The 24,407-nt window shown below is 74.2% G+C and carries 23 protein-coding genes and 1 riboswitch; of the genes, 2 read left to right on the top strand and 21 right to left on the bottom strand.

Annotation, left to right across the window (positions count from 1 at the left end):
- From J4E96_RS07925 to J4E96_RS07825, 21 genes are all read right to left on the bottom strand, one after another.
- On the bottom strand, positions 1-1,134 hold the full coding sequence (locus J4E96_RS07925) for a PP2C family serine/threonine-protein phosphatase (RefSeq protein ID WP_227425214.1): 1,134 nt from the start codon (positions 1,132-1,134) through the stop codon (positions 1-3).
- A complete protein-coding gene (locus tag J4E96_RS07920) occupies positions 1,131-3,404 on the bottom strand; it encodes a serine/threonine-protein kinase (RefSeq protein WP_227425213.1) in 2,274 nt (757 codons plus the stop codon). The genes J4E96_RS07925 and J4E96_RS07920 overlap by 4 nt, the downstream gene beginning before the upstream one ends.
- Entirely contained in the window at positions 3,401-4,564 is a 1,164-nt protein-coding gene (locus J4E96_RS07915; protein ID WP_227425212.1) for a hypothetical protein, read from the bottom strand. Before J4E96_RS07915 ends, J4E96_RS07920 begins: the two co-directional genes overlap by 4 nt.
- A complete protein-coding gene (locus J4E96_RS07910; protein WP_227425211.1) occupies positions 4,564-5,529 on the bottom strand; it encodes a glutamate ABC transporter substrate-binding protein in 966 nt (321 codons plus the stop codon). Before J4E96_RS07910 ends, J4E96_RS07915 begins: the two co-directional genes overlap by 1 nt.
- A gap of 14 nt (positions 5,530-5,543) precedes the next feature.
- Entirely contained in the window at positions 5,544-6,830 is a 1,287-nt protein-coding gene (locus J4E96_RS07905; RefSeq protein WP_227425210.1) for a hypothetical protein, read from the bottom strand.
- Positions 6,827-8,233: an AAA family ATPase gene (locus J4E96_RS07900; RefSeq protein WP_227425209.1), complete on the bottom strand. Its 1,407-nt coding sequence runs from the start codon at positions 8,231-8,233 to the stop codon at positions 6,827-6,829. Before J4E96_RS07900 ends, J4E96_RS07905 begins: the two co-directional genes overlap by 4 nt.
- Positions 8,230-8,781, bottom strand: a complete 552-nt coding sequence (locus J4E96_RS07895) for a hypothetical protein (RefSeq protein WP_227425208.1) — start codon at positions 8,779-8,781, stop codon at positions 8,230-8,232. Before J4E96_RS07895 ends, J4E96_RS07900 begins: the two co-directional genes overlap by 4 nt.
- A 41-nt stretch (positions 8,782-8,822) precedes the next feature.
- A complete protein-coding gene (locus J4E96_RS07890; RefSeq protein WP_227425207.1) occupies positions 8,823-10,076 on the bottom strand; it encodes a toxic anion resistance protein in 1,254 nt (417 codons plus the stop codon).
- Between the two features lie 98 nt (positions 10,077-10,174).
- Positions 10,175-10,693, bottom strand: a complete 519-nt coding sequence (locus J4E96_RS07885; RefSeq protein ID WP_227425206.1) for a GNAT family N-acetyltransferase — start codon at positions 10,691-10,693, stop codon at positions 10,175-10,177.
- A gap of 85 nt (positions 10,694-10,778) precedes the next feature.
- A complete protein-coding gene (locus J4E96_RS07880) occupies positions 10,779-11,468 on the bottom strand; it encodes a hypothetical protein (RefSeq protein WP_227425205.1) in 690 nt (229 codons plus the stop codon).
- 86 nt (positions 11,469-11,554) lie between these two features.
- On the bottom strand, positions 11,555-12,073 hold the full coding sequence (locus tag J4E96_RS07875; protein WP_227425204.1) for an inorganic diphosphatase: 519 nt from the start codon (positions 12,071-12,073) through the stop codon (positions 11,555-11,557).
- Between the two features lie 115 nt (positions 12,074-12,188).
- Positions 12,189-12,560, bottom strand: a complete 372-nt coding sequence (locus tag J4E96_RS07870; protein ID WP_227425203.1) for a fluoride efflux transporter FluC — start codon at positions 12,558-12,560, stop codon at positions 12,189-12,191.
- Entirely contained in the window at positions 12,557-12,988 is a 432-nt protein-coding gene (locus J4E96_RS07865) for a fluoride efflux transporter FluC (protein WP_227425202.1), read from the bottom strand. The genes J4E96_RS07870 and J4E96_RS07865 overlap by 4 nt, the downstream gene beginning before the upstream one ends.
- 20 nt (positions 12,989-13,008) lie before the next feature.
- Positions 13,009-13,081, bottom strand: a riboswitch (Fluoride riboswitch).
- Between the two features lie 44 nt (positions 13,082-13,125).
- Positions 13,126-14,196, bottom strand: a complete 1,071-nt coding sequence (locus tag J4E96_RS07860; protein ID WP_227425201.1) for an LLM class flavin-dependent oxidoreductase — start codon at positions 14,194-14,196, stop codon at positions 13,126-13,128.
- Between the two features lie 82 nt (positions 14,197-14,278).
- Entirely contained in the window at positions 14,279-15,343 is a 1,065-nt protein-coding gene (locus tag J4E96_RS07855; protein WP_227425200.1) for a nitroreductase family protein, read from the bottom strand.
- Complete coding sequence (gene frdD / locus J4E96_RS07850; RefSeq protein WP_227425199.1) at positions 15,340-15,699, bottom strand: fumarate reductase subunit FrdD; 360 nt, start codon at positions 15,697-15,699, stop codon at positions 15,340-15,342. Before frdD ends, J4E96_RS07855 begins: the two co-directional genes overlap by 4 nt.
- On the bottom strand, positions 15,699-16,139 hold the full coding sequence (locus tag J4E96_RS07845; RefSeq protein WP_227425198.1) for a hypothetical protein: 441 nt from the start codon (positions 16,137-16,139) through the stop codon (positions 15,699-15,701). Before J4E96_RS07845 ends, frdD begins: the two co-directional genes overlap by 1 nt.
- The gene (locus J4E96_RS07840) at positions 16,136-16,981 is read right to left on the bottom strand and encodes a succinate dehydrogenase/fumarate reductase iron-sulfur subunit (RefSeq protein WP_227425197.1); all 846 of its coding nucleotides are present in this window, start codon (positions 16,979-16,981) and stop codon (positions 16,136-16,138) included. Before J4E96_RS07840 ends, J4E96_RS07845 begins: the two co-directional genes overlap by 4 nt.
- Complete coding sequence (frdA, locus tag J4E96_RS07835) at positions 16,978-18,813, bottom strand: fumarate reductase (quinol) flavoprotein subunit (RefSeq protein ID WP_227425196.1); 1,836 nt, start codon at positions 18,811-18,813, stop codon at positions 16,978-16,980. The genes J4E96_RS07840 and frdA overlap by 4 nt, the downstream gene beginning before the upstream one ends.
- Positions 18,813-20,252: a class II fumarate hydratase gene (locus tag J4E96_RS07830; protein WP_227425195.1), complete on the bottom strand. Its 1,440-nt coding sequence runs from the start codon at positions 20,250-20,252 to the stop codon at positions 18,813-18,815. The genes frdA and J4E96_RS07830 overlap by 1 nt, the downstream gene beginning before the upstream one ends.
- Positions 20,253-20,305: 53 nt before the next feature.
- Entirely contained in the window at positions 20,306-21,847 is a 1,542-nt protein-coding gene (locus tag J4E96_RS07825; RefSeq protein WP_227425194.1) for an anion permease, read from the bottom strand.
- Between the two features lie 187 nt (positions 21,848-22,034).
- Between J4E96_RS07825 and J4E96_RS07820 the strand changes: the two genes are divergently transcribed.
- Complete coding sequence (locus J4E96_RS07820) at positions 22,035-23,729, top strand: sensor histidine kinase (RefSeq protein WP_227425193.1); 1,695 nt, start codon at positions 22,035-22,037, stop codon at positions 23,727-23,729.
- Entirely contained in the window at positions 23,726-24,406 is a 681-nt protein-coding gene (locus tag J4E96_RS07815) for a response regulator (protein WP_227425192.1), read from the top strand. Before J4E96_RS07820 ends, J4E96_RS07815 begins: the two co-directional genes overlap by 4 nt.
- The last annotated feature ends 1 nt before the right edge of the window (position 24,407 follow it).

Raw genomic sequence — 24,407 nt, 5'->3', positions numbered from 1 at the left:
TCAGCTCTCCCCGCTCGTGGCCGTGCCCTGCCGGTCCGGCGCCGCTGTGCCCAGCCTGGCGAGCGCCACCGTGATGTTGTCATGTCCGCCCTGCGCGTTCGCCCAGTCAACCAGGGCCGACGCCGTCGCGAGCGGCTCGCCGGCGGCGTCGGCCGCGGTCCGCCGCAGCAGGGCCTCGAGGTCGTCGGCCGCCGAGCAGTAGTTCCACAGCCCGTCCGAGCACACGAGCAGCCACCCAGGCGAGGTGACCGCCGCCGTCGTGATCCGCGGCGTGTGGTCGGGCGCGTCGACGCCGAGCCAGCGCGTGATCGCGTGCGCGTGCGGGCCGGACTCGGCCTCGGCGCGCGGCACGCCCAGCGCCATCTGCTCGGCGGACCACGAGTCGTCGACCGTGAGCGCGAGCGGCTCGCCGCCGTCGGGGAACCAGTACGCCCGGCTGTCGCCGACGACGCCCGCGACGATCCGGTCGCGCTCGACGACGGCGGCGACGAACGTGCACGACGGCGGGCTGGCGCCGTGGTCGGCGGCGGTCGACTGCGCGACGGCGCGGCTCGCGGCGTCCGCGGCCGCCTCGATCCGGTCGCTCAGCACCGCGAGCAGCGTCGAGTCCGTGCCCAGGCCCTGCGCGCGCGAGTGCACCAGCACCTCCCGGGCGGCCCGCGCCGCGGCGAGGCTCGCGACGTCGGAGTTCTCGGAGCTCGACACGCCGTCGCACACGACGAGGATCGCGCGCCCGCCGGGGGCCTCGTCTGCCGCGGTCGCCATCGCGTCCTCGTTGCGGCGGTGCCGCACGCCGCGGTCGCTCACCGCGCCGACCCAGGGCTGCGGCTGCTCGACGAGGTGGTCGCGCGGGACGGGGGCCTTCGCCCCGCAGAGCGAGCAGTATCCGTCCGGGTCGACGACGCCGCCGCACTCCGCGCACGGGATCGGGCCGTCGGGAGCGGCCGCCGCGGCGGCGTCGACCGCCGACGACGCCGCTGACGACTCCGCTCGCGCTGCCGCCGCTGGCGCCGCCACCTGCGGGAACTCGTGCCCGCACGCCTCGCAGAACCGGGCGTCGGCGGGTGCGGCGGCGCCGCACTCGGCGCAGGTCAGGAGCCCGCCGCCGGCGACCGCTCCCGTCGGCGCGCTCATCGGAGCGTCCACCGGCGCACGCCGTTCGCGGCGTCTACGAGCGCGACGCGCTCGTCGCGCGTCGACGCCATCGTGGCGAGGCGCCGGTACGCGCCCTCGAGCCCGTCGCGCAGCGCGGGCTCCGCGGCCTCGACGCCGCCGATCCGCAGTGCGGGCTGCGGGCCGTGGTCGAGCACGAGCCGGAGCGCGCTCGAGAGCACGTTCGCCGTCAGCCGCGCCCGCTGGAGCTCGTCGATCCCGACGCCGTCGACGCTCGCCATCGCGGCCGCCAGGGCCGGCAGCCCGCCTCCGGACGCCGCGAGCAGCCCGGCCCGCTGGCGCCGCGCCTCGGTGTACGCGCGGCTCGTCGGCGAGACGAGGTCGAGCGCCGCGACCGCGCCCTCCGTGTCCTGCCGCGAGGCTCGGATCCGCGCCATCGCGAGCGCCGCCGGGGCGGCGTAAGACGCGTCGCTGCGCGCGCAGATGGAGTACAGGGCCTCCGCGATGTCGAGCTCGCCGCTCGTCTCGCACGCGAGGGCGAGCGCGAGCTTCGGCGCGAGCTCCCCCGGCACCTGGCCGTACACGGCGTTGAACGCCGAGCGGGCGCCCGCGCCGTCGTCGGCCGCGAGGGCCTTGAGGCCCTGCAGCCAGACCGCGCGCCACTCCCACGGGTCGCCAGTGAGCAACTCGTCCGCCACCGCGTCCACGAGCTCGGGGTGACCGGCCACCAGTGCGGTCCGGCCGATCTGGAGCAGCACCTCGGGCGACCGGTCGGGCGCCTGCCGGAGCGCCTCGAGCCGGGCCGCCGGCTCCTCGACGCTCACGGTCGCGAGCCACCCGACCTGCGGGTCCCCCGAGTCGACGAGCAGCCCTGGCAGGCCCTGCCAGGTGAGCACCGCGTCCGAGACGTTCGGGGTCTCGAACAGCAGCGACGGCGCTGCGTGCCGCGCGGCCGCGTCGCCGGGCCGGTCCATCGCGACGACCTCGCGCAGCACCCCGAGCAGCTGGACCCGCAGCTCGGCCGCGGACGCGAACCGGTCCGCCGGGTCCGGCGCGCAGGCTTTGACGACGAGGCGGTGGAACGAGTCGTACCGCTGGAACAGCGGCGTGTCGGCGACCGACGGCAGCGACGTCAGGTACGTCGACTGGTAGCCCCGGAACTCCATCGCGAGCACGAGCAGCGTCCGCCCGATCGTGTAGATGTCCGACGCGACGGTCGTGCCGACGTCGGGCACCTCGGGCGCCTGGTACCCGACCGTGCCGTAGATCGCGGAGTCGACGTCGGCGAGGCGCCGGACGCCGCCGAGGTCGATCAGGCGGACGTCGTCGCCCACCTGAATGATGTTGTCGGGCTTGAAGTCGCAGTAGACGAGCCCGAGGTCGTGCAGGTACCCGAACGCGGGCAGGATCTCGAGCACGTACGCGATCGCCTGGTCGAGCGGCAGCGGATCGTAGTGGCCCGCGGCCTTCATCCGATCCTTGAGCAGCGACTTCAGCGACGTGCCGCCGATGTACTCCATGACGATGTAGCCGGCGCCCTCGTGCGTGACGAAGTTGTAGATCTCGACGATCAGCGGGTGCTCGACCTGCGCGAGGAACTGGCGCTCGGCGATCGCGGCCGCGAGGGCGTCGGCGTCGCCCGCGTTGAGCAGGCCCTTGAGCACGACCCACCGGTCCGACACGTTGCGGTCCTGCGCGAGGTAGATCCAGCCGAGCCCGCCGTGCGCGAGCGCGCCCGCGACCTCGTACTGCCCGCCGACGAGGTCGCCCGCCTGGAGCTTCGGGGTGAACGAGAACGGGCTCCGGCACTTCGGGCAGAAGCCCTCGGTACGCCCGGGCCGCCCGTCGTGCGAGCGACCGACCGGCGAGCCGCAGTTCGGGCAGACCCGCTTCTCCTCGGCCACCTCCGGGTTCGTCATCAGCGCGGAGCGGGCGTCGATCGGCGGCTGGGGCGGGATCGTGGTCAGGCCCGCGCCGAGCCGGGCGGCCCGCAGGCGCACCGACGACGTCCCCTTGCGCTGGGTCACCTGGGTGCCGCCCGCGCGCGCCGAGCCGATCGCCGTCGACGCCAGGCGGTTCGACGCGCGCGAGACGGTCGACACGGCCGAGTCGACGCCCGCCGGCCCGACGCGCGCCGGCCCGCCCGCGCGGGTCGCGGTCGAGGTGCTCGCGGCGGCGGCGCTCGCCGCCCCGGTGCTCCCGCCCGCGCCGCCCGGTGAGCCGCAGACGTCGCAGTACCCGTCCACGATGGTGCCGGTGCACCCCGGCTGGCTGCACGCAACGGTCGTCATGAGGTCCGTCCTGAGGAGGCGGGTCCCGCGGTCGGGCCCGGCAGCGGGTCCGAGAGCAGGGTCTGGTAGGCGGCGACGACGGCGCGCGCCCGGGGCAGGTCGGCCGGCAGCTCGCCGACGACGGCGAGCGCCTGCTTGTACATCTCGGCGACCTCGGGGTGCTCGGCGCGCCCGGTGCCCGCCGCCTTGGCGTGGTAGACGTCCAGGAGGGCGCGCAGGTCGGCGAGCTCGGCGAGCGGGCCGCCGTAGGCCTGCTCGGCCAGCGCGAGCGCGCGCGCGACCGCCGCGAGCCGGACGAGGTACGCGTCCACCGCAAGCGCTTCGTCGGGCACGGGCCCGAGCGCCTCAACGCGCGGCACCGCGAGCGTCGGCGCCGTGCGCACGCGCGCCACGCACTCGTCGACGACGCGGTTCACGCGCTCGGCGCGGGCGATCAGCTCCCCGCGCAGCGCGTGCGCGCGCTTGCGGTCGCGCTCGTCGTCGCGGCGGGTGGCCGCGGCGACGATGAGGTCGCGCTCGATCAGGGCGGCCTCGGACTCGAGCGGCCCGACGAGACCGCCGACGTCGGCGCCGCGCTGGGCCCGCGCCGTCGCGTCCTCGAGCCGGCGGTCCAGGCGGTGCAGCCGCTCCCCCGCGCCGTCGCGCGCCGGACCGCTCGGCTCGGCCGGGATCAGGTCGCGCACCCGCTCGAGGGTCGCGCGCAGCGACCGCAGGTGCGCGGCGAGGTCGACGCCGACGGGATCGAGCGACAAGCGCCAGCCCAGCTGCGTCGCCAGCGCGTCCGAGAGCCGGCACGCCTCGGGGACGGACACCGCGAGCGAGGCGGCGCCCGGCCCGGCGTCGGCGTCGAGGCGGCCCCACACCAGCGCGGAGAGCCGCAGCTGCTCGACGGGGCCGACGCGGCCGCTGTCCCAGACCCGGAGCAGCTCCGCGTACCGGGCCGACACTGCCTGCCACAGCGCCATCGACAGCAGCACGTCGCCCGTGAGCGCGGCCGAGTCGGGGGCCGCGAGCGCCGTCCGGTCGAGCTCGTCGAGCTCCGCGCGCCGCCCGTCGCACCACGCGCCGAGCTTCTCGAGGTAGCGCAGCATCTCGGTCGGCTCGACGGCCTGACCCATCCGGGCCGGGGCGTCGGGCGCGACGACCGGCGCCGAGCTCATCAGCCCCTCCCGTACACGGGGGTCGGGGCTACGGGCGCGGCCCCGAGGGCGTCGGCGAGCCAGCGGTCGTAGGCCTGGGTCCAGCGCCCGTCCGCCTCGGCCTGCGCGAGCACGCCGTTCACGAACCGGACGAGGTCGACGTCGTCCTGGTTCATGCCGAGCCCGTACGGCTCGGACGTGAACGCGTCGCCCACGACCTGCGCGTACGGGTCCTGCGCGGCGAGGCCGGCGAGCACCGTGTCGTCGCCGGTGATCGCGTCGACCTCGCCCTCCTGGAACAGCACGAGGCAGCCGGAGTGCGTGCTGGCGCTCACCGGCACGACGTCGGGGAAGTCCTCGAGCGTGTCCAGGCTCGTCGAGCCCGCGGGCGCGCACACACGCTGGCCCGCGAGGTCCGCGAGCGACGTCGCCGTGGAGCCCAGCGGCACCAGCACCTTCTGCCCGGCCCGGTAGTACTCGGCGGAGAACGCGATCTGCTCCCAGCGCGTGCAGTTGATCGTCATCGCGCGGGCGACCAGGTCGACGCTGCCGTCCTCGAGCGCGGGGATCCGCTGGGCGGCCGTGAGGACCCGCAGCTCGATCCGGCTGGGGTCGCCGAAGATCGCCTCGGCGACCAGCCGGGCCATCTCGATGTCGAAGCCCTCGATCTGGCCGCTGATCGGGTTGCGCGCGCCGAGCAGCAGCGTGTCGGCCGAGACCCCGACGATCAGCCGGCCGCGCTGCGCGATCGTCTCCATGGTCGAGCCGGCCGGCATCGCGCCGGCGGCGGGCAGTGCGCCCTGCGGCGCGTACGACGCGAGCGGGTCGGCGCACTGGGCCGCCGCGGCGGCCGGGGCGCTCGGCGCGTCCGCGGTGGGCGCCGTCGTCGGGCTCGGCAGGGGCGTGTCCTCGTAGGCCGATGCCGAGCAGCCCGCGAGCAGCAGCCCGGCCAGCGCGACCAGGACGGGACCACGGCGCGCGCTCATCGGTACTCCTCGACTCATCGGTACTCCTCGACTCGCTGGGAGATGCCCCACCACGCGAGCGCGGCCGCCAGGATCCCGGCCAACACGCTCAGCCAGGCGCCGAGGGTGAGGCCGGACTCGGCCGACCGCAGCGCCGACGACGTCTCGTCGCCCGCCGCGGTCAGCCGTTCGGCCGACGCCGCGTCGAAGGCGTCGAACGCCGCGTTCGCGCTGCCGTCGGCGCGGCTGGTCGCCGCCGCGACGGCGGCGTCCCAGTCGCCGCCGTCGTCGAGCGCGCGGATGTCCGCGTGCAACGTCGTGTACGCGTCCCAACTCGGGGCCAGGTCGACGGCGGTCTCGGCGAACGTGTCCGAGGTGATCGCGGCCGAGGCGACCCAGGCTTCCTCGAACGCGGCGCCCGAGCCGCGCGAGATGAGGGTCAGGCTCTCGTTCGACTTCGCGTCGAACGCCGCGATCCGCGCCCCGGCGACGGCGCGAGCGGTCGCGTACGAGCCGTCCCGGACCGAGGCCACGGCGGCCCCGACCGAGCCGAGCACGATCGCGCTCACCACGAGCAGCCCGAGCACGACGAGGCCCGCGCCGAGCACCGGCACGTTGAGATAGCGGTGCGTGCGCCGCGCCAGCCACCACAGCGCGCCGGCGACGAGCAGGAGGCCGACGACGCCGGCCCCGATCGCGAGCGCCCGCGCCTGGCGCGCGGTGGTGAACTCGGTCGCGACGCGCGCCTCGTTGGCCTGCGTCAGCGACTCGAGCACGGGCAGCGCGTCGGCCCGCAGGCTCGCGCTCGCCTCGCGCAGATACTGCGCGCCGAGCGGGAGCCCCTGCCGGTTGATCGTGCGCGCCTGCACGACGCCGCCGGTGTAGTCCGACACGAGCGTGCTGAGCTCGGCGAGCGCCTCGCCGTCGGCCGCCTGGGCGCGCGCCGCGAAGGTGAGCTGCCGCGAGGCCCGCTCGACCGCGTCGTCGTAGTCGGCGCGCTGCTCGGCCGGCTCGAGCCCGCCGACGAGGAACGCGTTGGTCGCGGTGGCGTCCGCCCGGACGAGAGCGGTCTGGATGTCCTGCAGGCGCACGAGCTGGGCGGCGTTCGCGTCGGCCCGCGCGAGGGCCCCCTGTGCGGACCAGAACGACTGAGCGGCGACGAGCCCGACGAGCAGGCCGACGACGACGAGCGCGGCCGACACGAGCCGCATCCGGCTGGGCGTGTCCCCCGCCCCCCGGCGCGACATGAGCGCGCGGGCCGGCGCGGGCTCGGGCGCCGGCGGCGTCGCGGGTGCGACCGCCGTCGCGGTGGGCTGGCTCATGCCGGACCTCCTGGCTGGGACGTCGTCTCGTCCATCATCTGCTCCGGTCCATCGTCGAGGTCCTTGGGTACCAGCACGCGCAGCTCCTCGCGGGTCGGCTCCTCGACGTCGCGGAGCCGCCAGGCGTGGCGACCGATCGCTGTCTCGAGAACGTTGCGCGCGAACCGTCCGTTCCCGAACCCCGTGCCGCGCGGGGTCGCCGCGAGGATCTCCCGGAACCGCTGCACGCACTCGGGGCTCGGCGCGAAGTCGGCGGCCTCGGCGAGGCGGACGAAGATGTCCGCGAGCTCGTCGTCGGTGTAGTCGGCGAAGTCGATCGTGGTGCGGAACCGGCTCGCGAGGCCGGGGTTCGCGTCGATGAACCGCGCCATCGGCGCGGGGTAGCCGGCCACGATGACCACGAGGTCGTCGCGGTGGTCCTCCATCTCCTTGACGAGGGTGTCCACCGCTTCCGTCCCGTACTGGTCCCCGGTCAGGGCGTACGCCTCGTCGATGAACAGCACGCCCGCGATCGCGGACTGGACGACCTCGGAGGTCTTCACGGCCGTCTGGCCGAGGTAGCCGGCCACCAGCTCGGACCGGTCGACCTCGACGAGGTGCCCCTTGGCCAGCAGGCCGAGGGCCGCGTAGATCCCGCAGACCAGGCGCGCGACGGTGGTCTTGCCGGTGCCGGGGTTGCCGGTGAAGACCAGGTGCCGGGAGATGGTGGGGCTCGCCATGCCGTGCTGCGTGCGCAGCCCAGCGACCCGGAGCACGGCGGCCTGGCGGCGGACCTCGCGCTTGACGTCCGCGAGGCCGATCAGCGCGTCGAGCTCCGCGAGCAGCTCGTCGACGGTCTTCGCCGGGACGACGGGCTCGGCGACGGCCGTCGGGGCGGGCGCGGGGGCACCGCCGGCGGCGGCCGTCTCGGCGGGCTCGTGGCGGCCGACGGCGACGGACTCGGGCAGCGGGAGCCCCGCCTGGGTCTCCCCGGGCCTCGTTCCCGCGGGCATCGGCAGCGGCGCCGCGGCGAGCTGTGCCGCGGCGGCGACCGCGGCGTTCCCGACGACGCGGAGCGTCGCCTCGCCGAGCGCGCACGCGGCCGAGGCGACCTCGGTGAGGGCGCGGGCGTACTCGGGCGCGTGCGCCGACCGCGTCGCGGCGAGCTCGCCCAGCAGGCGCGTCGGGGCGGCGCGCCACCGCCGCCCGCGCGAAGCGGCGTCGAAGAAGTCCTGCACGCCGAGCTCAGGCCCGCCCACCTGCGCGCACCAGTCGGCGGCGGCGCGGGGCGCGGACTCGGCGACCGCGGCGGCAAACGCGGCGCCCTCGGCGCGGACGTCGGCGGGCGCGAGGCCGGCCCGGTCGCCGACGGCGACGAGCCCGGCCAGCGCGGCGGCGAGGGGGCCCGCTGGGGTCGCGGTCACGGCGCCGGCTGCGGGGGCGGCGTGATCTGGCCGATCTCGAGCTGACCGCCCCCGGACGCGTGGCCAAACTTCTCGGCGAGGAACCGGCCGTGCGCGACGAGCGCGGCGGCGTCCGACCTGTTCACTGCGTCGAGCACCTGGTCCATCGTGCGGGCCAGAAGGTCGAGTTGGTCGATCAGCACCATGAGCGAGGACCGGCCGTTGTCGACCGGGCGGCTGTTCGCCCAGTCCCGCGGCAGGCGCAGGTACCCCGCGATCGCCTCCGGCAGGTAGTCGGTGGCGGTCGCCATGACCGAGTACGCCTGCGGGCTGCCGGCGCCCATCCGGTCGAGCCGCGGGATGGCGTCGCGCACGACCCGCGTCACGCGGGCGACGCGGGAGGCCACGGGCGCGGGCACGGCGCCGTCGGCCACCATCGCCTCGGCCCGGCCGACGGCGGCGATCAGGTCCTCGCTCGTCGGCACCGGCGCCAGCACGAGGCGGGGCGCCGGCTCCGCGGCCCGGCCGCGGCCGAAGGCCCGGGCGACCCGGTCAGCGAATCCGCTCATCGACTGTCACCGCCCGCTCACCGCTGCTGCGATGAGGCGCGTCATCGGCCGCTGCCGGCGGCGCCGTCGAGGTCCAGCGAGCCGGTCGCGACGCGCTCGTCGTGCTGCTGCACGCGGTCGAGGTAGTCCCGCGACTTGCCGACCTCGGTCTCGAGCGTGCCGATCGTCGCCGCCATCGTGTCCAGCGCCTGCACCTTGAACGTGTCGATGGCGTCCATCGTCGCGTAGATGTTCGCGAACGCCGCCTGCAGCTGGGGCAGGCCGATGGTGGCCGAGGCGGCCTGCTCCTGGATCCGGACCGAGTTGTCCTTGAGCATCGCCGACGTGCGCTCGATCAGGTTCGACGTCGTGGTGTTGAGCGCCGTGATCTGGTCGAGCACGAGCTTCTGGTTGCCCAGGGCCTGCGCGACGATCACGGCGGTGCGCAGGGCCGAGATCGTCGTCGTCGACGCCCGGTCGACGCCCTTGACCAGTTCGAGGTTGTTCTTGATCACGACGTCGATCGCGAGGTAGTTCTGGATCGAGACCGCGAGCTGCACGAGCAGGTCCTGGTGCTTCTGGCGGACGTAGAACAGCACGTCGTCGCGCAGCGACCGGGCCCGGTCCGGGTCGGTCGCCTCGAGCTCGGCGATCTGGGCCGCCAGGCGCGCGTCGAGGCGCTCGGCGACGTAGACGTACTGGTTCAGGCGCGCCATCGCGGCCCAGAGCTCGCCCTTCTCGAGGTTGAGCGCCGCGTTGTCCTTGCGGAGCTCGTCCTGCCCGTCGCGCAGGGCGTGCAGGATCGCGTCCAGGTGGCTCTGCGCGCTCTGGTACTTGCGGAAGTAGTCGTTGATCTTGTCGCCGAACGGGATCATCCCGAGGAACTTCCGGGCGCCCTGGGCACCCGACGGGTCGAGGTCCTCGACCGTGCGGCGCAGCTCGACCAGCGTGGTGCCGACCTTGGAGCCGGACGCCAGCCCACCCTCGGTCAGCGCACGGACCGGCGACTTGAGCAGCCGGTTCGAGCTCTCAGCCGCGTTGCGGATGTCGATGTCGCCCATGGTGCGCACGTCGCCCGCCTTGGCCGCGAACTCCGGCGAGTGCGGCTCGGCGACCATGAGCGTCGACAGGAAGCTCGCGACCTTCGCGTCCAGGCCGGGCAGCGCCGCGGCGTCGACCGCCGGCGCCATCCGCGGGGCGGCCGTCGTGGTCACCGGCGCGATGGCCGCGGGCGCCGTCAACGTGAGCGGCTCCGCGGGGGGAAGGAGCGGGGCAGCCTGCGCCGCGCCTGCCTGCGACGGGTTGACGTCGGTCACGGAACCATCCTTCGTTGCCGGCGCCGCCCGGCCGGGCGACGGTCCTCACCTGAGAACGCAAACCTACGCGGTTCCCGGCGCATGCGCAGGTGTCCTGCCTACGCGGCGCCGACCTCGAAGATCGTCTCGAGCCCGTCCTCGTCGTCCCACTGCTCGCCCACCTCGACGAACCCGTACTGGAGCACGAGCGCCCGGGAGGCGAGGTTGCTCGGGCTGATCGTCGCGCGCACGATGCGCACCGCCGGTTCGCGCGCCGCGCGCGCGAGCAGCGCGACCAGCGCGGCCCGCGCGTACCCGCGCCGGCGCAGCAGGGGGTCGACGGCGTAGCCAACCTCGACCATCGCGGCGTCGTCGGGCGGGCCGTGGTAGCCCGCGCGGCCGACCACCGCGCCGCTGCGCGCGTCGACGATCACGCGCGTGATCCAGCCGGCCGTGGCGGGGTCGGCCGCGATCTGGCGGCTCCGCATGCGCCAGACGCCGCCGGCGTCGGGCGCGATGAGGTACGGCGTCAGGACGACCGGTGCCGCGCGGTTCGCGGCCGCGAGGTCCCCCGCGGCGAGGGCGTGGATCGCCGCGGGTTCGAGCGCCAGCAGCCGGACGGACGGGTGGTCGGTCATGCGCGCCACGCTAGCCCCGCGCGCCGACCCGGCCGACCCACGCGCGCCGCGCCGGTCCGACGCGCGCCGACCCGGCTCGGCCCGCTCACGGCCGCTGGAAGTAGAAGCGATAGTCCGTGCCGTCGTGCAGCATGGCCGACCGGCCGACGTCGCTGTCCGCGGGGTAGCCGACCAGCGCGAGCTCCGGGATGGAGTCGTAGCCGAACTGGTACTGCCCGGCGGCCGCGTTCCACGAGCCCTGCACGAGGCGGTCGGTGGACCCGTACCGCCCGGCGTAGATGCGGTAGGTCGCGTCGTCGTGCAGCATGTTCCACCGCGACCAGTCCGTGTCGGACGGGAAGCCGGTCACCGGCAGGCTCGGGTAGTACCCGGCGACCGCCCACTGATACGTCGTCGTGCCCGGCACCCAGACGAACTGGTACAGCGTCGTCGGGTCGCCGAGCCGGCGCAGGTACGCGTGGTAGGCGGCGCCGCTGTGCAGCATCGTGAGCCGGCTGGCGTCGACGTCGGCGGGCGCGCCGGTGAGCGTGAGCACGGGGATCGAGTTGTGGCCGTACGCGTACGACGAACCGTCCCACGCGAACTGGTACAGCGTGTCGGTCGAGCTGCCCTGGAAGAAGTACAGCCGGTACGCGCTCCCGTCGTGCAGCATCGCCCAGCGCGCGACGTTCGTGTCCGCGGGGGCGCCGGTGACGGAGATGACCGGGATGGAGTGGTAGCCGTACTCGTAGGTCGCCGTGCCCGGGACCCAGGCACCCTGGTTGAGCGAAACCATCGCCGGCCTCCTCGCCGCTCGCTGCGTCGCGCCGCGGGACCGCGGTCGCACCTGCACAGGTGCGGCTCGCGCGGCCGCGAGATACGTCAGTGCTGCGTGTGCGAGTGCGCGTTGTCGTAGTAGCCGGTGTCGATCGCGCGCTGGCGGGAGCGCTCGACCTCCGCCTCGGCCTGCGCGCGCCCCTCCCAGTGGGCGCCCTCGACGGACTTGCCCGGCTCGAGGTCCTTGTAGACCTCGAAGAAGTGCTGGATCTCGAGGCGGTGGAACTCGGACACGTCGTCGATGTCCTGGCGCCAGTCCGCCCGGTGGTCGCCGGCCGGCACGCACAGCACCTTGTCGTCGCCGCCGGCCTCGTCGCGCATGCGGAACATCCCGATGGCCCGGGCGTGGATCAGGCAGCCCGGGAAGGTGGGCTCCTCCAGGAGCACGAGCGCATCGAGCGGGTCGCCGTCCTCGCCCAGGGTGCCGTCGATGAAGCCGTAGTCGTCCGGGTAGCGCGTCGAGGTGAACAGCATGCGGTCGAGGCGGATCCGCCCGGTCGCATGGTCCATCTCGTACTTGTTGCGCTGACCCTTCGGGATCTCGATCGTGACGTCGAACTCCACCGTGCGCCTCCGTCCCTCACGCCGACCACCGTTGGTCTGACGTGGAGTCTTGCGCACCCGATGTCCGGCGGGCAACAGCCGCCGGGGGTGCAGAGCGGTCGAGGTGCAGCGGGCGTCAGGCGAGCAGCCACACGACGGCGATGCCGGCCGCGACGGCGCCGAGCGCGAGCGCGAGCGCGCCGAACGCGTTCGCCGCCGCGAGGCCGTACTCGCCGGCCTGGGCCAGGCGGACCGTCTCGACCGTCGCCGTCGAGAACGTCGTGTACCCCCCGCAGAAGCCCGTCCCCGCGACGAGGAGCCACCCGGATGGCAGGTCGAGGTAGAGGCTCGCGCCGGTGAGCAGCCCGAGCAGCCCGGAACCGGACACGTTGATCGCGACCGTCGCGACCGGGAACTCGTGCGCCCACCGACCGCGGAAGAGCTCGTCGACCACGAACCGGGTCGCGGCCCCGAGCCCGCCGCACAGCGCCACGAGGAGAAAGGTCACCTCGCCCCACCCCCGCCGCGGCGGCGGTGGCGCGCGCCCGCGAGCGCGACGCCGGCGAGGCACGTGAGCACTCCCCCGACGACGGTCGCGAGCGCGTAGGTCACGCCCGTCACGGCCGCGCCGCCCGCCACGAGCCGGTCCGTCTCCAGCGCGAGGCTGCTGAACGTGGTGAACCCGCCGAGCACCCCGGTGCCGAGCCCGAGCCGGGCGCGCCGACCGCCGACGCTCTCGGCGCCGCGCCGCAGCAGCGCCTCGAGCAGCGCGCCGAGCAGGAACGCCCCGAAGAGGTTCGCGACGAAGGTCGCGACGGGCCAGCCGCCGTCGTGCGGCAGCGCGAGCGCGAGGCCGTACCGCGCGCTGGTGCCGACCGCGCCGCCGGCCGCCACCAGGGCGACGAGGCCGGGGCGCAGGTGCGGTCTGGGACTCATGCCGCGCTCCGTCGACCAGGTGAAGGACAGGAACCATCAGCCACGTGGCGGTTCAGACCGAAGGTCCCGGCAGGATCCATTGCCGCGCCGAATTCTAAGCCCCCCGCCGCGACCAGCGACGAATGGGCCGAATGTGCTCAGATGTCGCGCCGATTCAGCCCATTCGTCGCCTCGGCCGGCACCAGGCGCGCGAGCGAGGCGAGCGCGGCGTGCGGGTCGGCGCCGACCGGGATGAGCACGATCGTGTCGGCACCGGCGCGGTGCAGCTCGGCCGCGCGCGCGCCGGCGGTCGACGGCGTGCCGACGATCGCGAGCTGGTCGACCCACGCGTCCGGCAACGCCGCGGCGAAGGCCGCGCGCGACGGCGCGCCCCGGCGCAGGCGCGCGAACTCGGCGGCGAACGGAAGGGGCGCCAGGTGCGGCGCCCAGTCCGGTTCGCCGATCCACTCGAGCGCGCCCCGGGCGAGATCGCGGGCGCGCGCCGGGTCGTCGTCGACCGCCGCGACGGCGTACGCGACCACGGTGTGCGGCGCGCCAGCGCCAGGGCCAGCGCCAGGGCCAGCGCCATCGCCAGCGCCGCCCGCCTGCCCGGCCGCGATCTGGGCGCGCGCGGCGGCGAGGTACTCGGGGGTCACCGGCTCGGCGAGGATCGTGCCGTCGGCGCAGCGCCCGGCCAGCGCGAGCGAGCGCGGACCGCGCACGCCGGCGAGCACCGGCGGGACCACCGCGGGCGGCCGGTCGAGGGCGACGTCGTCGAGCGTGACGTAGCGGCCCGCGACGGTCAGCCGCTCTCCCCGCAGCAGCGCGCGCAGCGTCGAGAGGTGCTCCTCGAGCATCGCGAGCGGGCTGGCCGGCCACGCCCCGACCTGGCGCATCCAGCCGGGCATCCCGTGACCGACCCCGACCAGCAGCCGGCCCGGGAAGAGCTCGGCAAGCGTCGAGGTCTCCAGCGCCGTGAACACCGGGCTGCGCGCCGCGGCCGGCAGGATCCCGATGCCGACCCGGATCGACGTCGTCGTCGCGAGCACGACGGCGGCCTGCGAGATGCCGCCGCGGTAGAAGCAGTCCTCGACGACCCAGAGCTCGTCGAAGCCGTGGCGCTCGGCCGCCTGGGCGTAGGCGACGACCTCTCCGGCCGGCAGGTCGCGCGGGAGCAGCACACCGAGGACCGGCGCGGAGGTGGAGGTGGGGGTGGAGGTGGGGGCCATCGGGCCACCGTAGCGGCGCCGACGCGTGCCGGCGGGGCGAGCCGCGGTCCGCCACGGTCAGCCGCGAACGGACGCCGCGAAGTCAGCCGGAGATGACCGTGCGGAGCTGGCGGCGCGGAGTGCGGCCGGGAGCGCGGTCCGCGCCCGGGCGACCGAGCCGGAGCACCTGCTGGACCGTCGATCCGTCCACCCCCAGGAGCACGCCCGCGCGGCGGCGCGCGGCCGGGTCCTCGACGAGCTGGCCGAGTACGCCCACGTCGAGCCCGCGCGCGGTCGCCGCAAGCATGGCCCGCTGCATCGCATGCCCGGCCCGGACCCACGCCTGGGCGTCGTCGCCGGGCGTCGTGATCACCAGCAGCTGCGGGCTGATCTCGAAGTACGCGTCCGCCGGCCGCCAGTGGTCCCCCGCGACCCCGACCGAGAAGTCGCGCGCGGCGACCCGGCCGGACGCGTCGCGCGGTCCGTGCGCGCCCCGGGGGACGCCGCGGCCGGCGCGGGCGTGCGACCAGCGCTCGATCTCCGCGAGGTAGGCGACGTCGTGGCGCCAGCGCCGATCGACGTCGGCGACGAGGTCGAGCAGCATCGCCGTCTGCGCGTCGTCGGGCCGGACGGACCCGACCGGGGCGGCGGACCCGATGGCAGCCTCGGCCTCAGGCGGCGCCGGCGCGACGACGTCGTGCACGAACTCCCACGCGCTGGCGCTGACCCCGCCGTACAGCGGCTGGCGGGTCGTGTGCCGGGAGGGGATCGCGTCGTGCAGCTTGAGCTCGCTCGCGGTGGCGACGCTGGTGGCCGCGCCCCACGTCGCGATCGCGACCGGGTTCCTCGCCGGAGCCTCGGCCGCGCCCGGAGGCGCGAGGCCGGCCACCGCGCCCGGCAGCAGGTCGAGCCGGACCTCCCGCTGGAGCCGGCAGCGGAGCCCGAGCTCGAGGTTGGCCGCGGCCGCGCCGATCGACGCGAGCGCGAGCCGGCCCTCCGGGTCGATCACCGTCGGCCGGTTCCGCGGGTCGAGCCACAGCTCGACCCGCGAGCGGCCGACGACGAACCGCCACGGCTGGCTGTTGTGCACCGACGCCGCGTGGGTCGCATCGGCGACGGCGCCGCGCACGCGCCGGGCCGTCGCGATCTCGATGATGCGGGCCGTCATGACGCAAGGCACAGCGAGTACCCGATCGCGGGGGTCAGGAGCGCGACGCCGTAGATCGCGGCGCGAACGACCTCCGGCGGGTTCAGCCCGAGGTCGTGCAGCGCGTGATACGTGCGGTGGCAGCAGTGCCACAGGACGAGCCCGAGCGCGATCGCCACCCCGAAGCTGACGAGCGGGTGGGTGATGAAGCCGCTCATCCGCTCGTAGGTACCCGCCGCCCCTCCGAACCCGCCGAACGGCACGAGCACGCCGAACACGAGGACGAGCACGGGCATCGTGAAGACCGCGAGCATCCCCCCGCCGCCGAACAGCGACCACAGCAGCGGCTCGTTCGTCCGCCCTTCCCACTGCTTCATCACAGGCCTCCCAGCCAGAAGTACACGACGGCCCCGAACGCGACCAGCAGCACGTAGTGCTGCGCCACGACCCAGCCGTCCGCGACGTACCGCGGGCCGCGCCGGATCTTGATGATCTTCGGGGTGGCCTGGAACCAGGTCGACGCGTGCACGAGCGACATGACGATCGTCAGGGCCGTGAGCACGAGGTTGATCGGCCGCGTCTGCATCTCGACCCACCACTGCCAGCTCTCGAGGCCGCGGTTCATCGACACGAGGCCCACGACGAGGTCGAACACGAAGAACCCGACGACCACGCTCGACGCCTCGCGAAGCGCGTACGCGCGGTACTCGCGCGAGCGCAGGAACCACGTCCGGCGCATCGGCGCTCGGTACGGCCTCCGCGCACTCGCGGTGCCGCCCTCGGCGGGGGCGGGCTTCTGCTGCGGCACGACGCTCATCGGTCAGCTCCATGGTGGGGAAGGACGAACTCGAAGGCCCACGACGCCGCGACGGAGGCCTTGGCCTGCTGGATCGCCGCGGCCGGATCGACGCCCTTGGGGCAGGCGGTCGAGCAGGCGCCGACGAAGGTGCACGGCCACAGCCCGTCTGCGGAGTCGAGGATCGGCAGCCGAACCGCGTCCCCGTGGTCGCGCGAGTCGCGGTTGTAGCGGACGGCGGCGGTCACGGCCGCCGGCCCGAGGAAGTCCGTGGCGAGCCCGACCTGGGGGCAGGCCGAGTAGCACAGCAGGCAGTTGATGCACATCGCGTAGTCGTGGTACGCGAGCATCTGCTCCGGCGTCTGGAGGTTGCCAGGCCCCGCCAGCGGCACGTCGGGGTCCGGGACGAGGTACGGCGTGACGGCCGCGAGCTTGCCCATGAACGGCTCGAGGTCGACGACGAGGTCACGCTCGACCGCGAAGTTCTCGAGCGGCTCCACGCGCAGCGGGCCGGGGGCGTAGTCGCGCACGAAGTGCTCGCAGCCCAGGCGCGGCACGCCGTTCAGCATGAACCCGCAGCTGCCGCAGATCGCCATCTGGCACGACCACCGGAACGCCAGCGACGAGTCGAGGTTGTCCTTGATCCAGGTCAGCGCGTCGAGCACCGAGGTGTCCTGGCCCCAGGGCACCTCGAACTGCTGCAGGTACGGCGCCGCGCCCGTGTCCGGGCGGTATCGCTGGACCTCGACCGTGATCGTGCCGAGCACCGTCGACGCCGCCGCCGGCGTCTGCGCTGAGGTCCCGGACGCGCCGTCCTGGCAGCCCCCGGAACAGCTCGCGCCGCAGGCGTTCTCGTCGCTCATCGCTGGGCTCCGTTCGTGGTCGCGTCGGTCGAGGCACCGGCCGCCGCGGACGCACCGGCCGCCGAGGCGGAGGCCGCCGCGACGCCGGCGGCGCCGTAAGCCCGGCTCGCGGGCTGCGACGTCGTGATGACGACCGGCTGGTAGGTGATGGCCGGGGCGCCGTCGGCGGCGTACCAGGCCTGGGTGTGCGCGAGGAAGTTCACGTCGTCGCGTTCGCCGAAGCCGTCGAGCCGCTTGTGCGACCCGCGCGACTCCTCGCGGCGCAGGGCCGAATGCACCATCGCGCCGGCGACGTCGAGCATCGCGCCGAGCTCGACCGCGGACGACCAGTCGGTGTTGTAGACGGGGCAGGTGTCGGCCACCTTGACGTCCGTGTAGCGCTCCTTGAGCTCGGCGATCTTGGCGGCCGTCGCGGACATGCCCTCCGCCGTGCGGAAGATGCCGACGCCGTCGTCCATCGTCCGGCCCAGCTCGGTGCGGATCTGCGCCGGGCTCTCGGTGCCGCGGCCCATCATCGACAGGTACCGCGCCGCCGTGTCGTCGGCCGCGCGCCGCACGGCTGGCGTCGAGGCGAGCGGCTCGGACCACGCGAACTCCGCCGCCTGCTCGCCCGCGACCTTGCCGAGCACGAGCAGCTCGGCGAGGGAGTTGGAGCCGAGCCGGTTCGCGCCGTGCAGGCCCGACGACGCGGCCTCGCCCACGGCGTACAGGCCGGGCAGCTGCGTCGACGTCGTCACGTCGGTCGCGATCCCGCCCATCGTGTAGTGCGCCGTCGGGCACACGGGGATCGGCTCCTTAGCGGGGTCGATGCCCATGTAGCGCTCCGCGAGCTCGCAGATCAGCGGGAGCCGCTCGTGCAGGTACGCCGCGCCGAGGTGGCGCAGGTCCAGGTTCACGACGTCGCCGCGCGGGGTCGAGATCGTGCGCCCCGCCTGCTGCTCGTACCAGAACGCCTGCGAGAGCCGGTCCCGCGGGCCGAGCTCCATGTGCTTGTTCTCCGGGCTCCCGATCGGGGTCTCGGGGCCCAGCCCGTAGTCCTGGAGGTAGCGGTACCCGTCCTTGTTCGTCATGACGCCGCCCTCGCCGCGGCAGCCCTCGGTGATGAGGATGCCCGAGCCCGGCAGGCCGGTCGGGTGGTACTGCACGAACTCCATGTCGCGCAGCGGCACCCCGGCCCGGTACGCCATGGCCATGCCGTCGCCCGTGACGATCGACCCGTTGGTGTTCTGGGCGTAGATGCGGCCCGCGCCCCCGGTCGCGACGATCACGGAGCCCGCCTCGACGAGCACGGGGTAGCCGTCGCGCTGCGAGTAGGTCACGACGCCGCCGACGCGTCCGTCGGTCACGACGAGCTCCAGCGCGAGGTGCTCGTCGAGCCGCTTGATGTTCGAGAACTGCATCGACGTCTGGAAGAGCGTGTGCAGGAGGTGGAACCCGGTCTTGTCGGCCGCGAACCAGGTACGCGGCTGGCTCATCCCCCCGAATCGCCGGACCTCGATCTCTCCGCTGGCCTGCCGGCTCCACGGGCAGCCCCACCGCTCCATCTGGTACATCTCTTCGGCGGCGTGCTCGACGAAGTACTGCACCACGTCCTGGTCGCACAGCCAGTCACCGCCCGAGACGGTGTCCGCGAAGTGCTTGGCGATCGAGTCCCCCTCACCGACGACGCCCGCGGCCCCACCCTCCGCGGCCACGGTGTGCGACCGCATCGGGTAGACCTTGGAGATCAGCAGGACGTCCATCTCGGGGTGCGCGGTGGCCGCGGCGATCGCTGCCCGCAGGCCTGCCCCGCCGCCACCGATGATGGCAATGTCTGCGCGCAGCGTCTGCATCAGAGCGCCGTCGGCGCGACGGTCATCGCGAGCACGTCGAGCGCGGTGTCGAGCTGGGCGGGCGTGAGCTCGCCCCGCTCGACGTAGCCGAGCGCGATGACAGCCTCGCGGATCGTGAGCTTGTTCGCGATCGCGTACTTGACGATCTTGGTCGCGGACTCGTACCCGATGACGCGGTTGAGCGGCGTCACGATCGACGGCGACAGCTCGGCGAGCTGGCGGCAGCGCTCGCGGTTGGCCTCGATGCCGGCGACGCACTTGTCGGCGAGGTGGGTCGCGGCGTTGGCGAGCAGCGTGATCGACTCGAGCAGGTTGCGGGCCATCACGGGCATCGTGACGATCAGCTCGAACGTGCCGGCGGCACCCGCGAACGCGACGGCCGCGTCGTTCCCGATGACCTGGGCCGCGACCTGGATGACGGCCTCGGGGATGACCGGGTTGACCTTGCCGGGCATGATCGACGACCCGGGCTGCAGGTCGGGGAGGTTGATCTCGCCAAGGCCGGCCAGCGGGCCCGAGCCCATCCAGCGCAGGTCGTTGCAGATCTTCACGAGCGAGATCGCGACGGTCCGCAGCACGCCCGAGGTCTCGACGAGCGAGTCCTGCGCGCTCTGCGCCTCGAAGTGGTTGCGCGCCTCCGTGAACGGCAGGCCCGTGCGCTCGGCGATCAGCGCGATGACGCGCGGCGAGAAGCCGGGCGGGGTGTTCAACCCGGTGCCGACGGCGGTGCCGCCGAGCGGCAGCTCCGCGAGGCGGGGCAGGGACCCGGTCAGCCGCTCCGCGCCGTAGGCGATCTGCGCGGCGTACCCGGAGAACTCCTGGCCGAGGGTCACCGGCGTCGCGTCCTGCAGGTGCGTGCGCCCGGACTTCACGACGTCGGCGAACTCGGTCGACTTCGCGGCGAGCGCCTGGGACAGGTGCTCCAGCGCGGGCAGCAGCTCAGAGACGACGGCCTGCGTCGCGGCGATGTGGATCGACGCGGGGAACACGTCGTTCGACGACTGCGACGCGTTCACGTCGTCGTTCGGGTGCACGGGAGCGCCCAGCCGCTCGGTCGCCAGGGTCGCGATGACCTCGTTCGCGTTCATGTTCGACGACGTGCCGGACCCGGTCTGGAAGACGTCGATCGGGAAGTCCGCGTCCCACTGGCCCGCGATGACCTGGTCGGCGGCGAACACGATCGCGGCCGTGGTCTTCTCGTCGAACAGGCCCCGTTCGTTGTTCGCGAGCGCCGCCGCGCGCTTGATCTGCGCGAGCGCGGCGATGTGGTGGCGCGAGAGCCCGGTCCCGGAGATCTCAAAGTTCTCGATGGCGCGCTGCGTCTGCGCGCGGTACTTCGCGTGGATCGGGACCCGGATCTCGCCCATGGTGTCCCGCTCCGTGCGGAACTTCGGCTCGTCCTGACCCGCTGCGCGGGGGGTGGTGACGTCGATCGTCATGGTGCTTCCTTCGATAGCAGGGGTGCAGACGGAAAGTGCGTGGAGGTGAGTGGTCACCACATGCCGAGGACCTTCATCCAGAGGCCGCCGATGCCCATCCAGATCGCGATGTTGACGACGGCGATGAGGAAGCCGGTGCGCCACCAGTTGCCGACCGGGACGTAGCCCGGGCCGAAGAGCACCGGGGCGGGGCCGCACGAGTAGTGCGTGAGCGAGGCGAAGAGATTCGAGCAGAAGCCGAGGACCAGCGCGGCCATGAGCGGCGGGACGCCCGCGATGATCGCGGTGGCGAGGAAGGCCGCGTACATCGCTGAGATGTGGGCGGTGTTGGACGCGAAGAGGTAGTGGCTGAAGAAGTAGACGAGCGTCAGCAGGATGAAGGCCTTCTCCCAGCCCATCCCCGCGACGACGCCCGACATCTGCTCGCTGAGCCACGGGATGAGCCCGAGCTCGTTGAGCTGGGTGGCCATCATCACGAGCACCGCGAACCACACGAGCGTGTCCCAGGCCTGCTTCTCCATCGTGACGTCCTGCCACGTGAGCACGCCCGAGACGAGCAGCACGCACAGGCCGATGAGCGCCGTCGTCGTGGCCGACAGGCCCAGGAGCGAGTCGCCGAGGATCCACAGCGCGAGCAGCCCGACGATCGTGGCGGCCATGACCTTCTCGGGGCGCGTCATCGGGCCGAGGTCGGCGAGCGACGCCCGGGCGGTCGCGGCGGCCTCGGGGGTCTTCTTCAGCTCGGGCGGGTACACCTTGTACACGACGAGCGGCACGACGATGAGCGAGACGATGCCGGGCACGATCGCGGCGAGCGCCCAGCTGCCCCACGTGATCTCGACGCCCTGGTCGCCCGCGAGCTGGGCGGCGAGCGAGTTGCCGGCCATCGCGGTCAGGAACATCGCCGAGGTGACCGCGTTCACGTGGAAGGCGGTCGAGGTGAGGAACGCGCCGACCTTGCGCGAGGTCGGGCCGGGCACGCTGCCGTAGCTTTCGGCGATCGACCGGATGATCGGCTGGATGATGCCGCCGGCGCGGGCGGTGTTCGACGGGATCGCGGGAGCGAGCACGAGGTCGGTGGCCGCGAGGCCGTAGGCGAGCCCGAGCGTGTTCTTTCCCAGCCGTGACACGAAGAACAGCGCGAGCCGATTCCCCAGGCCGGTCTTGATCACGCCGCGCGAGATGAAGAAGGCGACGACGATCAGCCAGATCGTGGCATTCGAGAATCCCGACAGGGCCACGGCAGGCTCGAGGATTCCGGTCACGACCGTGGCCGTGAGGCCGATGAGCGTCACCGCACCCATCGGCAGCGGCTTGGCGATGACGCCGACGATCGTCGCGACGAACAGCGCGAACAGGTGCCAGGCGGGCGCGTCGACGCCCGAGGGCGCCGGGACGAACCACAGCACGAGGGCCACGACCAGGGGGATCGCGAACCGGACGAGCGAGACCGGCGCGAACGACGCCGGCGCGGGAGCGGGAGCGGACGGTGGCACGGGCGGGCCGGGCGTGGTCGGCGGGCCGGCGGCGGCGCCCTCGCCGGTCGGCCGGACCGGGTCCGCAGATCGTGTGTCGTGGGCAACGAGGTGGGCCATTGTTACGCGGCCTTTCATGAACCAGAAGCGACGCCGTTGAGGCTTGTACGACGAGTTTTGCTGGCTGCCGCTGACAATTCGGGGACCATTGTCCTCGCGGCCGCGGCCGAGCAATTGTGGTCATTGTGGTCGCGGCCGAAATTGCGGTGACCTGCATCCGGGCGGAAATTAATGGTCATAATGGTGGGTGCCCTCAACGACGCCCCGACGCCCGCACGCACCCCGGCGCGCGGGCCGGCCCGCGGCGACGGGCGTGTGGTCGTCCGCCGGCGACCGGAACAGCTTCGCGAGCCAGCTCCTCGTGATCGAGGTCGTGCTCCTGCTCGCCGTCGTGGTCCCGAGCTGGGCCCTCGCGGTGAACGCCGCGCAGAACTCGGCCCGCGCCGAGGCGATCTCGCGCGCCCGCACGCTCGTCGTGACCCTGAGCCACGACGACGCGCTGATCGCCGCCGTGCTCGGCCCCGACCCGGCCGCCGCGCTGGCCGAGCGCGTCGAGCTGCTGCGCGCGGCCAACAGCATCGGCTTCCTCGTCGTGATGACGCCCGCCGGCATCCGGTACACCCACCCCGACCCGGCGCAGGTCGGGCAGAAGTTCCAGGGCACGATCGCGGGCGCCCAGCAGGGGCGGATCACGGTCGAGGACTACACCGGCACGCTCGGGCGATCGGTCCGGGTCGTCGCGCCCGTGCACCGACCCGACGGCTCGCTCGCCGCCCTCGTCTCCGCGGGGGTGCCGCTCACCTCGATCTCGGCCACGGTGCGCGCGAGCGCCATCCAGCTCGGCCTGCTCGCGCTCGGGGCGCTCGCCGTCGGCGTGCTGAGCGCCGTCCTCGTGTCCCGCCGGCTCCGGCGGCAGACGTACGGGCTCGGCCCGCTGGGGCTGGCGCGCCTGCAGACGTACTACGACGCACTGCTGCACTCGGTCGGCTCCGGGCTCGTGCTCGTCGGGCACGACCGCACCGTCGTGCTGTGCAACGACGAGGCCAGGCGGCTGCTCGACGCCCCGCTCGTCGCCGCCGGCGCGAGCATCTCCGCCCTCGGCGTCGAGGCCGGCCTCGGCGAGCTCATGTCGTCCGGCCGCCGGTGCGACGGCGAGGTGTTCGCGACGCCGGCGCGCACGCTCGTGGTCACGCAGGCCCCGGCCCGGCTCGACGGCCAGACCCTCGGCTGGGTCACGACCCTCGCCGACCGGACCGACCTGGTCCGGCTGACCGGCGAGCTCGACTCGCTGCGCAGCTTTACCGAGTCGCTCAGCGCCCGCGCGCACGAGGCGGACAACCGGCTGCACACCGTCTCGGTGCTCGTGGAGATCGGCGAGTACGAGCAGGCCGTCGGGTTCGCGACGGCGACGCTCGCCGTGTCCCAGGCCCTCTCGGAGTCCGTGTCGGCCGCGATCGAGGAGCCCGCGCTCGCCGCGCTGCTGCTCGGCAAGGCGGCTCAGGCCCTCGAGCGCGGCGTGCAGCTCACGGTCGTGCCCGGGACGCTCGTGCCCGTGACCGGGCTCGCCCCGGGCGACCTCGTCGTCGTCGTCGGCAACCTCATCGACAACGCGATCGACGCCGCGGCCGACGGCGAGGGCGCCGCCCAGGCCCCGTGGGTGCGGGTCGGCGGGTCGCTGCGCGTCGGGACGCTTGAGCTCGAGGTCGCCGACTCGGGCCCGGGCCTGCACCCCGGCATCGTGCGACAGGCGTTCACGCGCGGCTGGACCACGAAGTCCGCCGGCGCGCGCGAGGACAGCCCGCACGGCCGCGGGCTCGGGCTCGCCCTGGTCGACGGGACGGTCCGCCGCCTCGGCGGCACGATCGAGGTGCAGGCGGTGCACGGGTCCCGGCTGATCGTCCGGCTCCCGGTGCCCGGGCGCGACCGGGGGTTGGCGCGGTGATCCGGGTGCTCGTGGTCGACGACCAGCCGATCGTCGCGGACGCCCACCGGGTGTTCATCGACCGGGTCCCGGGGTTCACGGCCGTGGGCATCGCGCACGACGGCGCGGCCGCGCTCGCGCGCGTCGAGCGGGGCGGGGTCGACCTCGTGCTGCTCGACCTGGCGATGCCGGGCATGCACGGGCTCGACGTCTGCCGGGCGCTGCAGACCTCGGCGCACGCCCCCGACGTCATGATCGTCACGGCGTCCCGCGACCTCGAGACCGTGCGCGCGGCCGTGCGACACGGCGCGGTGCACTACCTCATCAAGCCGTTCACGTTCGCGGCCCTGCGCTCGAAGCTCGATCACTACGCGCGGTACCGCGCGGCGTCGGCGGGGCGCCGGGACGTCACCGACCAGGGCGAGATCGACGCGGTGCTCGCGGCGCTGCGCGACCCGGTGGGCGAACCGCTGCCGAAGGGGATGTCGCGCGAGACCCTCGACGCGGTCCGGACGGCGCTCGTCGCGGCCCCCGAGGGACTGACCGCGGCGCACGCGGCGGAGCTCATCGGAGCCTCGCGCGTGACCGTGCGGCGCTACCTCGACAACCTGGTGCTCAGCGGGGCGTGCGTGCGCGAGCCGCAGTACGGCCGGGCCGGGCGGCCCACGCTCAGCTACCGCCTGCGGCCGCCGGAATGAG

It is taken from the genome of Pengzhenrongella sicca (assembly GCF_017569225.1).
Taxonomy (GTDB): Bacteria; Actinomycetota; Actinomycetes; order Actinomycetales; family Cellulomonadaceae; genus Pengzhenrongella; species Pengzhenrongella sicca.
The sequence above is the reverse complement of the archived record's forward strand: the minus strand, read 5'-3'. Positions and strand labels throughout refer to the sequence as shown.

Bases quoted from the DNA above. Each gene is read 5' to 3' on its own strand.
- J4E96_RS07925 (WP_227425214.1), bottom strand. From the start codon at position 1,134: ATGAGCGCGCCGACGGGAGCGGTCGCCGGCGGCGGGCTCCTGACCTGC.
- J4E96_RS07920 (WP_227425213.1), bottom strand. From the start codon at position 3,404: ATGACGACCGTTGCGTGCAGCCAGCCGGGGTGCACCGGCACCATCGTG.
- J4E96_RS07915 (WP_227425212.1), bottom strand. From the start codon at position 4,564: ATGAGCTCGGCGCCGGTCGTCGCGCCCGACGCCCCGGCCCGGATGGGT.
- J4E96_RS07910 (WP_227425211.1), bottom strand. From the start codon at position 5,529: ATGAGCGCGCGCCGTGGTCCCGTCCTGGTCGCGCTGGCCGGGCTGCTG.
- J4E96_RS07905 (WP_227425210.1), bottom strand. From the start codon at position 6,830: ATGAGCCAGCCCACCGCGACGGCGGTCGCACCCGCGACGCCGCCGGCG.
- J4E96_RS07895 (WP_227425208.1), bottom strand. From the start codon at position 8,781: ATGAGCGGATTCGCTGACCGGGTCGCCCGGGCCTTCGGCCGCGGCCGG.
- J4E96_RS07885 (WP_227425206.1), bottom strand. From the start codon at position 10,693: ATGACCGACCACCCGTCCGTCCGGCTGCTGGCGCTCGAACCCGCGGCG.
- J4E96_RS07880 (WP_227425205.1), bottom strand. From the start codon at position 11,468: ATGGTTTCGCTCAACCAGGGTGCCTGGGTCCCGGGCACGGCGACCTAC.
- J4E96_RS07865 (WP_227425202.1), bottom strand. From the start codon at position 12,988: ATGAGTCCCAGACCGCACCTGCGCCCCGGCCTCGTCGCCCTGGTGGCG.
- J4E96_RS07860 (WP_227425201.1), bottom strand. From the start codon at position 14,196: ATGGCCCCCACCTCCACCCCCACCTCCACCTCCGCGCCGGTCCTCGGT.
- J4E96_RS07855 (WP_227425200.1), bottom strand. From the start codon at position 15,343: ATGACGGCCCGCATCATCGAGATCGCGACGGCCCGGCGCGTGCGCGGC.
- frdD (WP_227425199.1), bottom strand. From the start codon at position 15,699: ATGAAGCAGTGGGAAGGGCGGACGAACGAGCCGCTGCTGTGGTCGCTG.
- J4E96_RS07845 (WP_227425198.1), bottom strand. From the start codon at position 16,139: ATGAGCGTCGTGCCGCAGCAGAAGCCCGCCCCCGCCGAGGGCGGCACC.
- J4E96_RS07840 (WP_227425197.1), bottom strand. From the start codon at position 16,981: ATGAGCGACGAGAACGCCTGCGGCGCGAGCTGTTCCGGGGGCTGCCAG.
- frdA (WP_227425196.1), bottom strand. From the start codon at position 18,813: ATGCAGACGCTGCGCGCAGACATTGCCATCATCGGTGGCGGCGGGGCA.
- J4E96_RS07830 (WP_227425195.1), bottom strand. From the start codon at position 20,252: ATGACGATCGACGTCACCACCCCCCGCGCAGCGGGTCAGGACGAGCCG.
- J4E96_RS07825 (WP_227425194.1), bottom strand. From the start codon at position 21,847: ATGGCCCACCTCGTTGCCCACGACACACGATCTGCGGACCCGGTCCGG.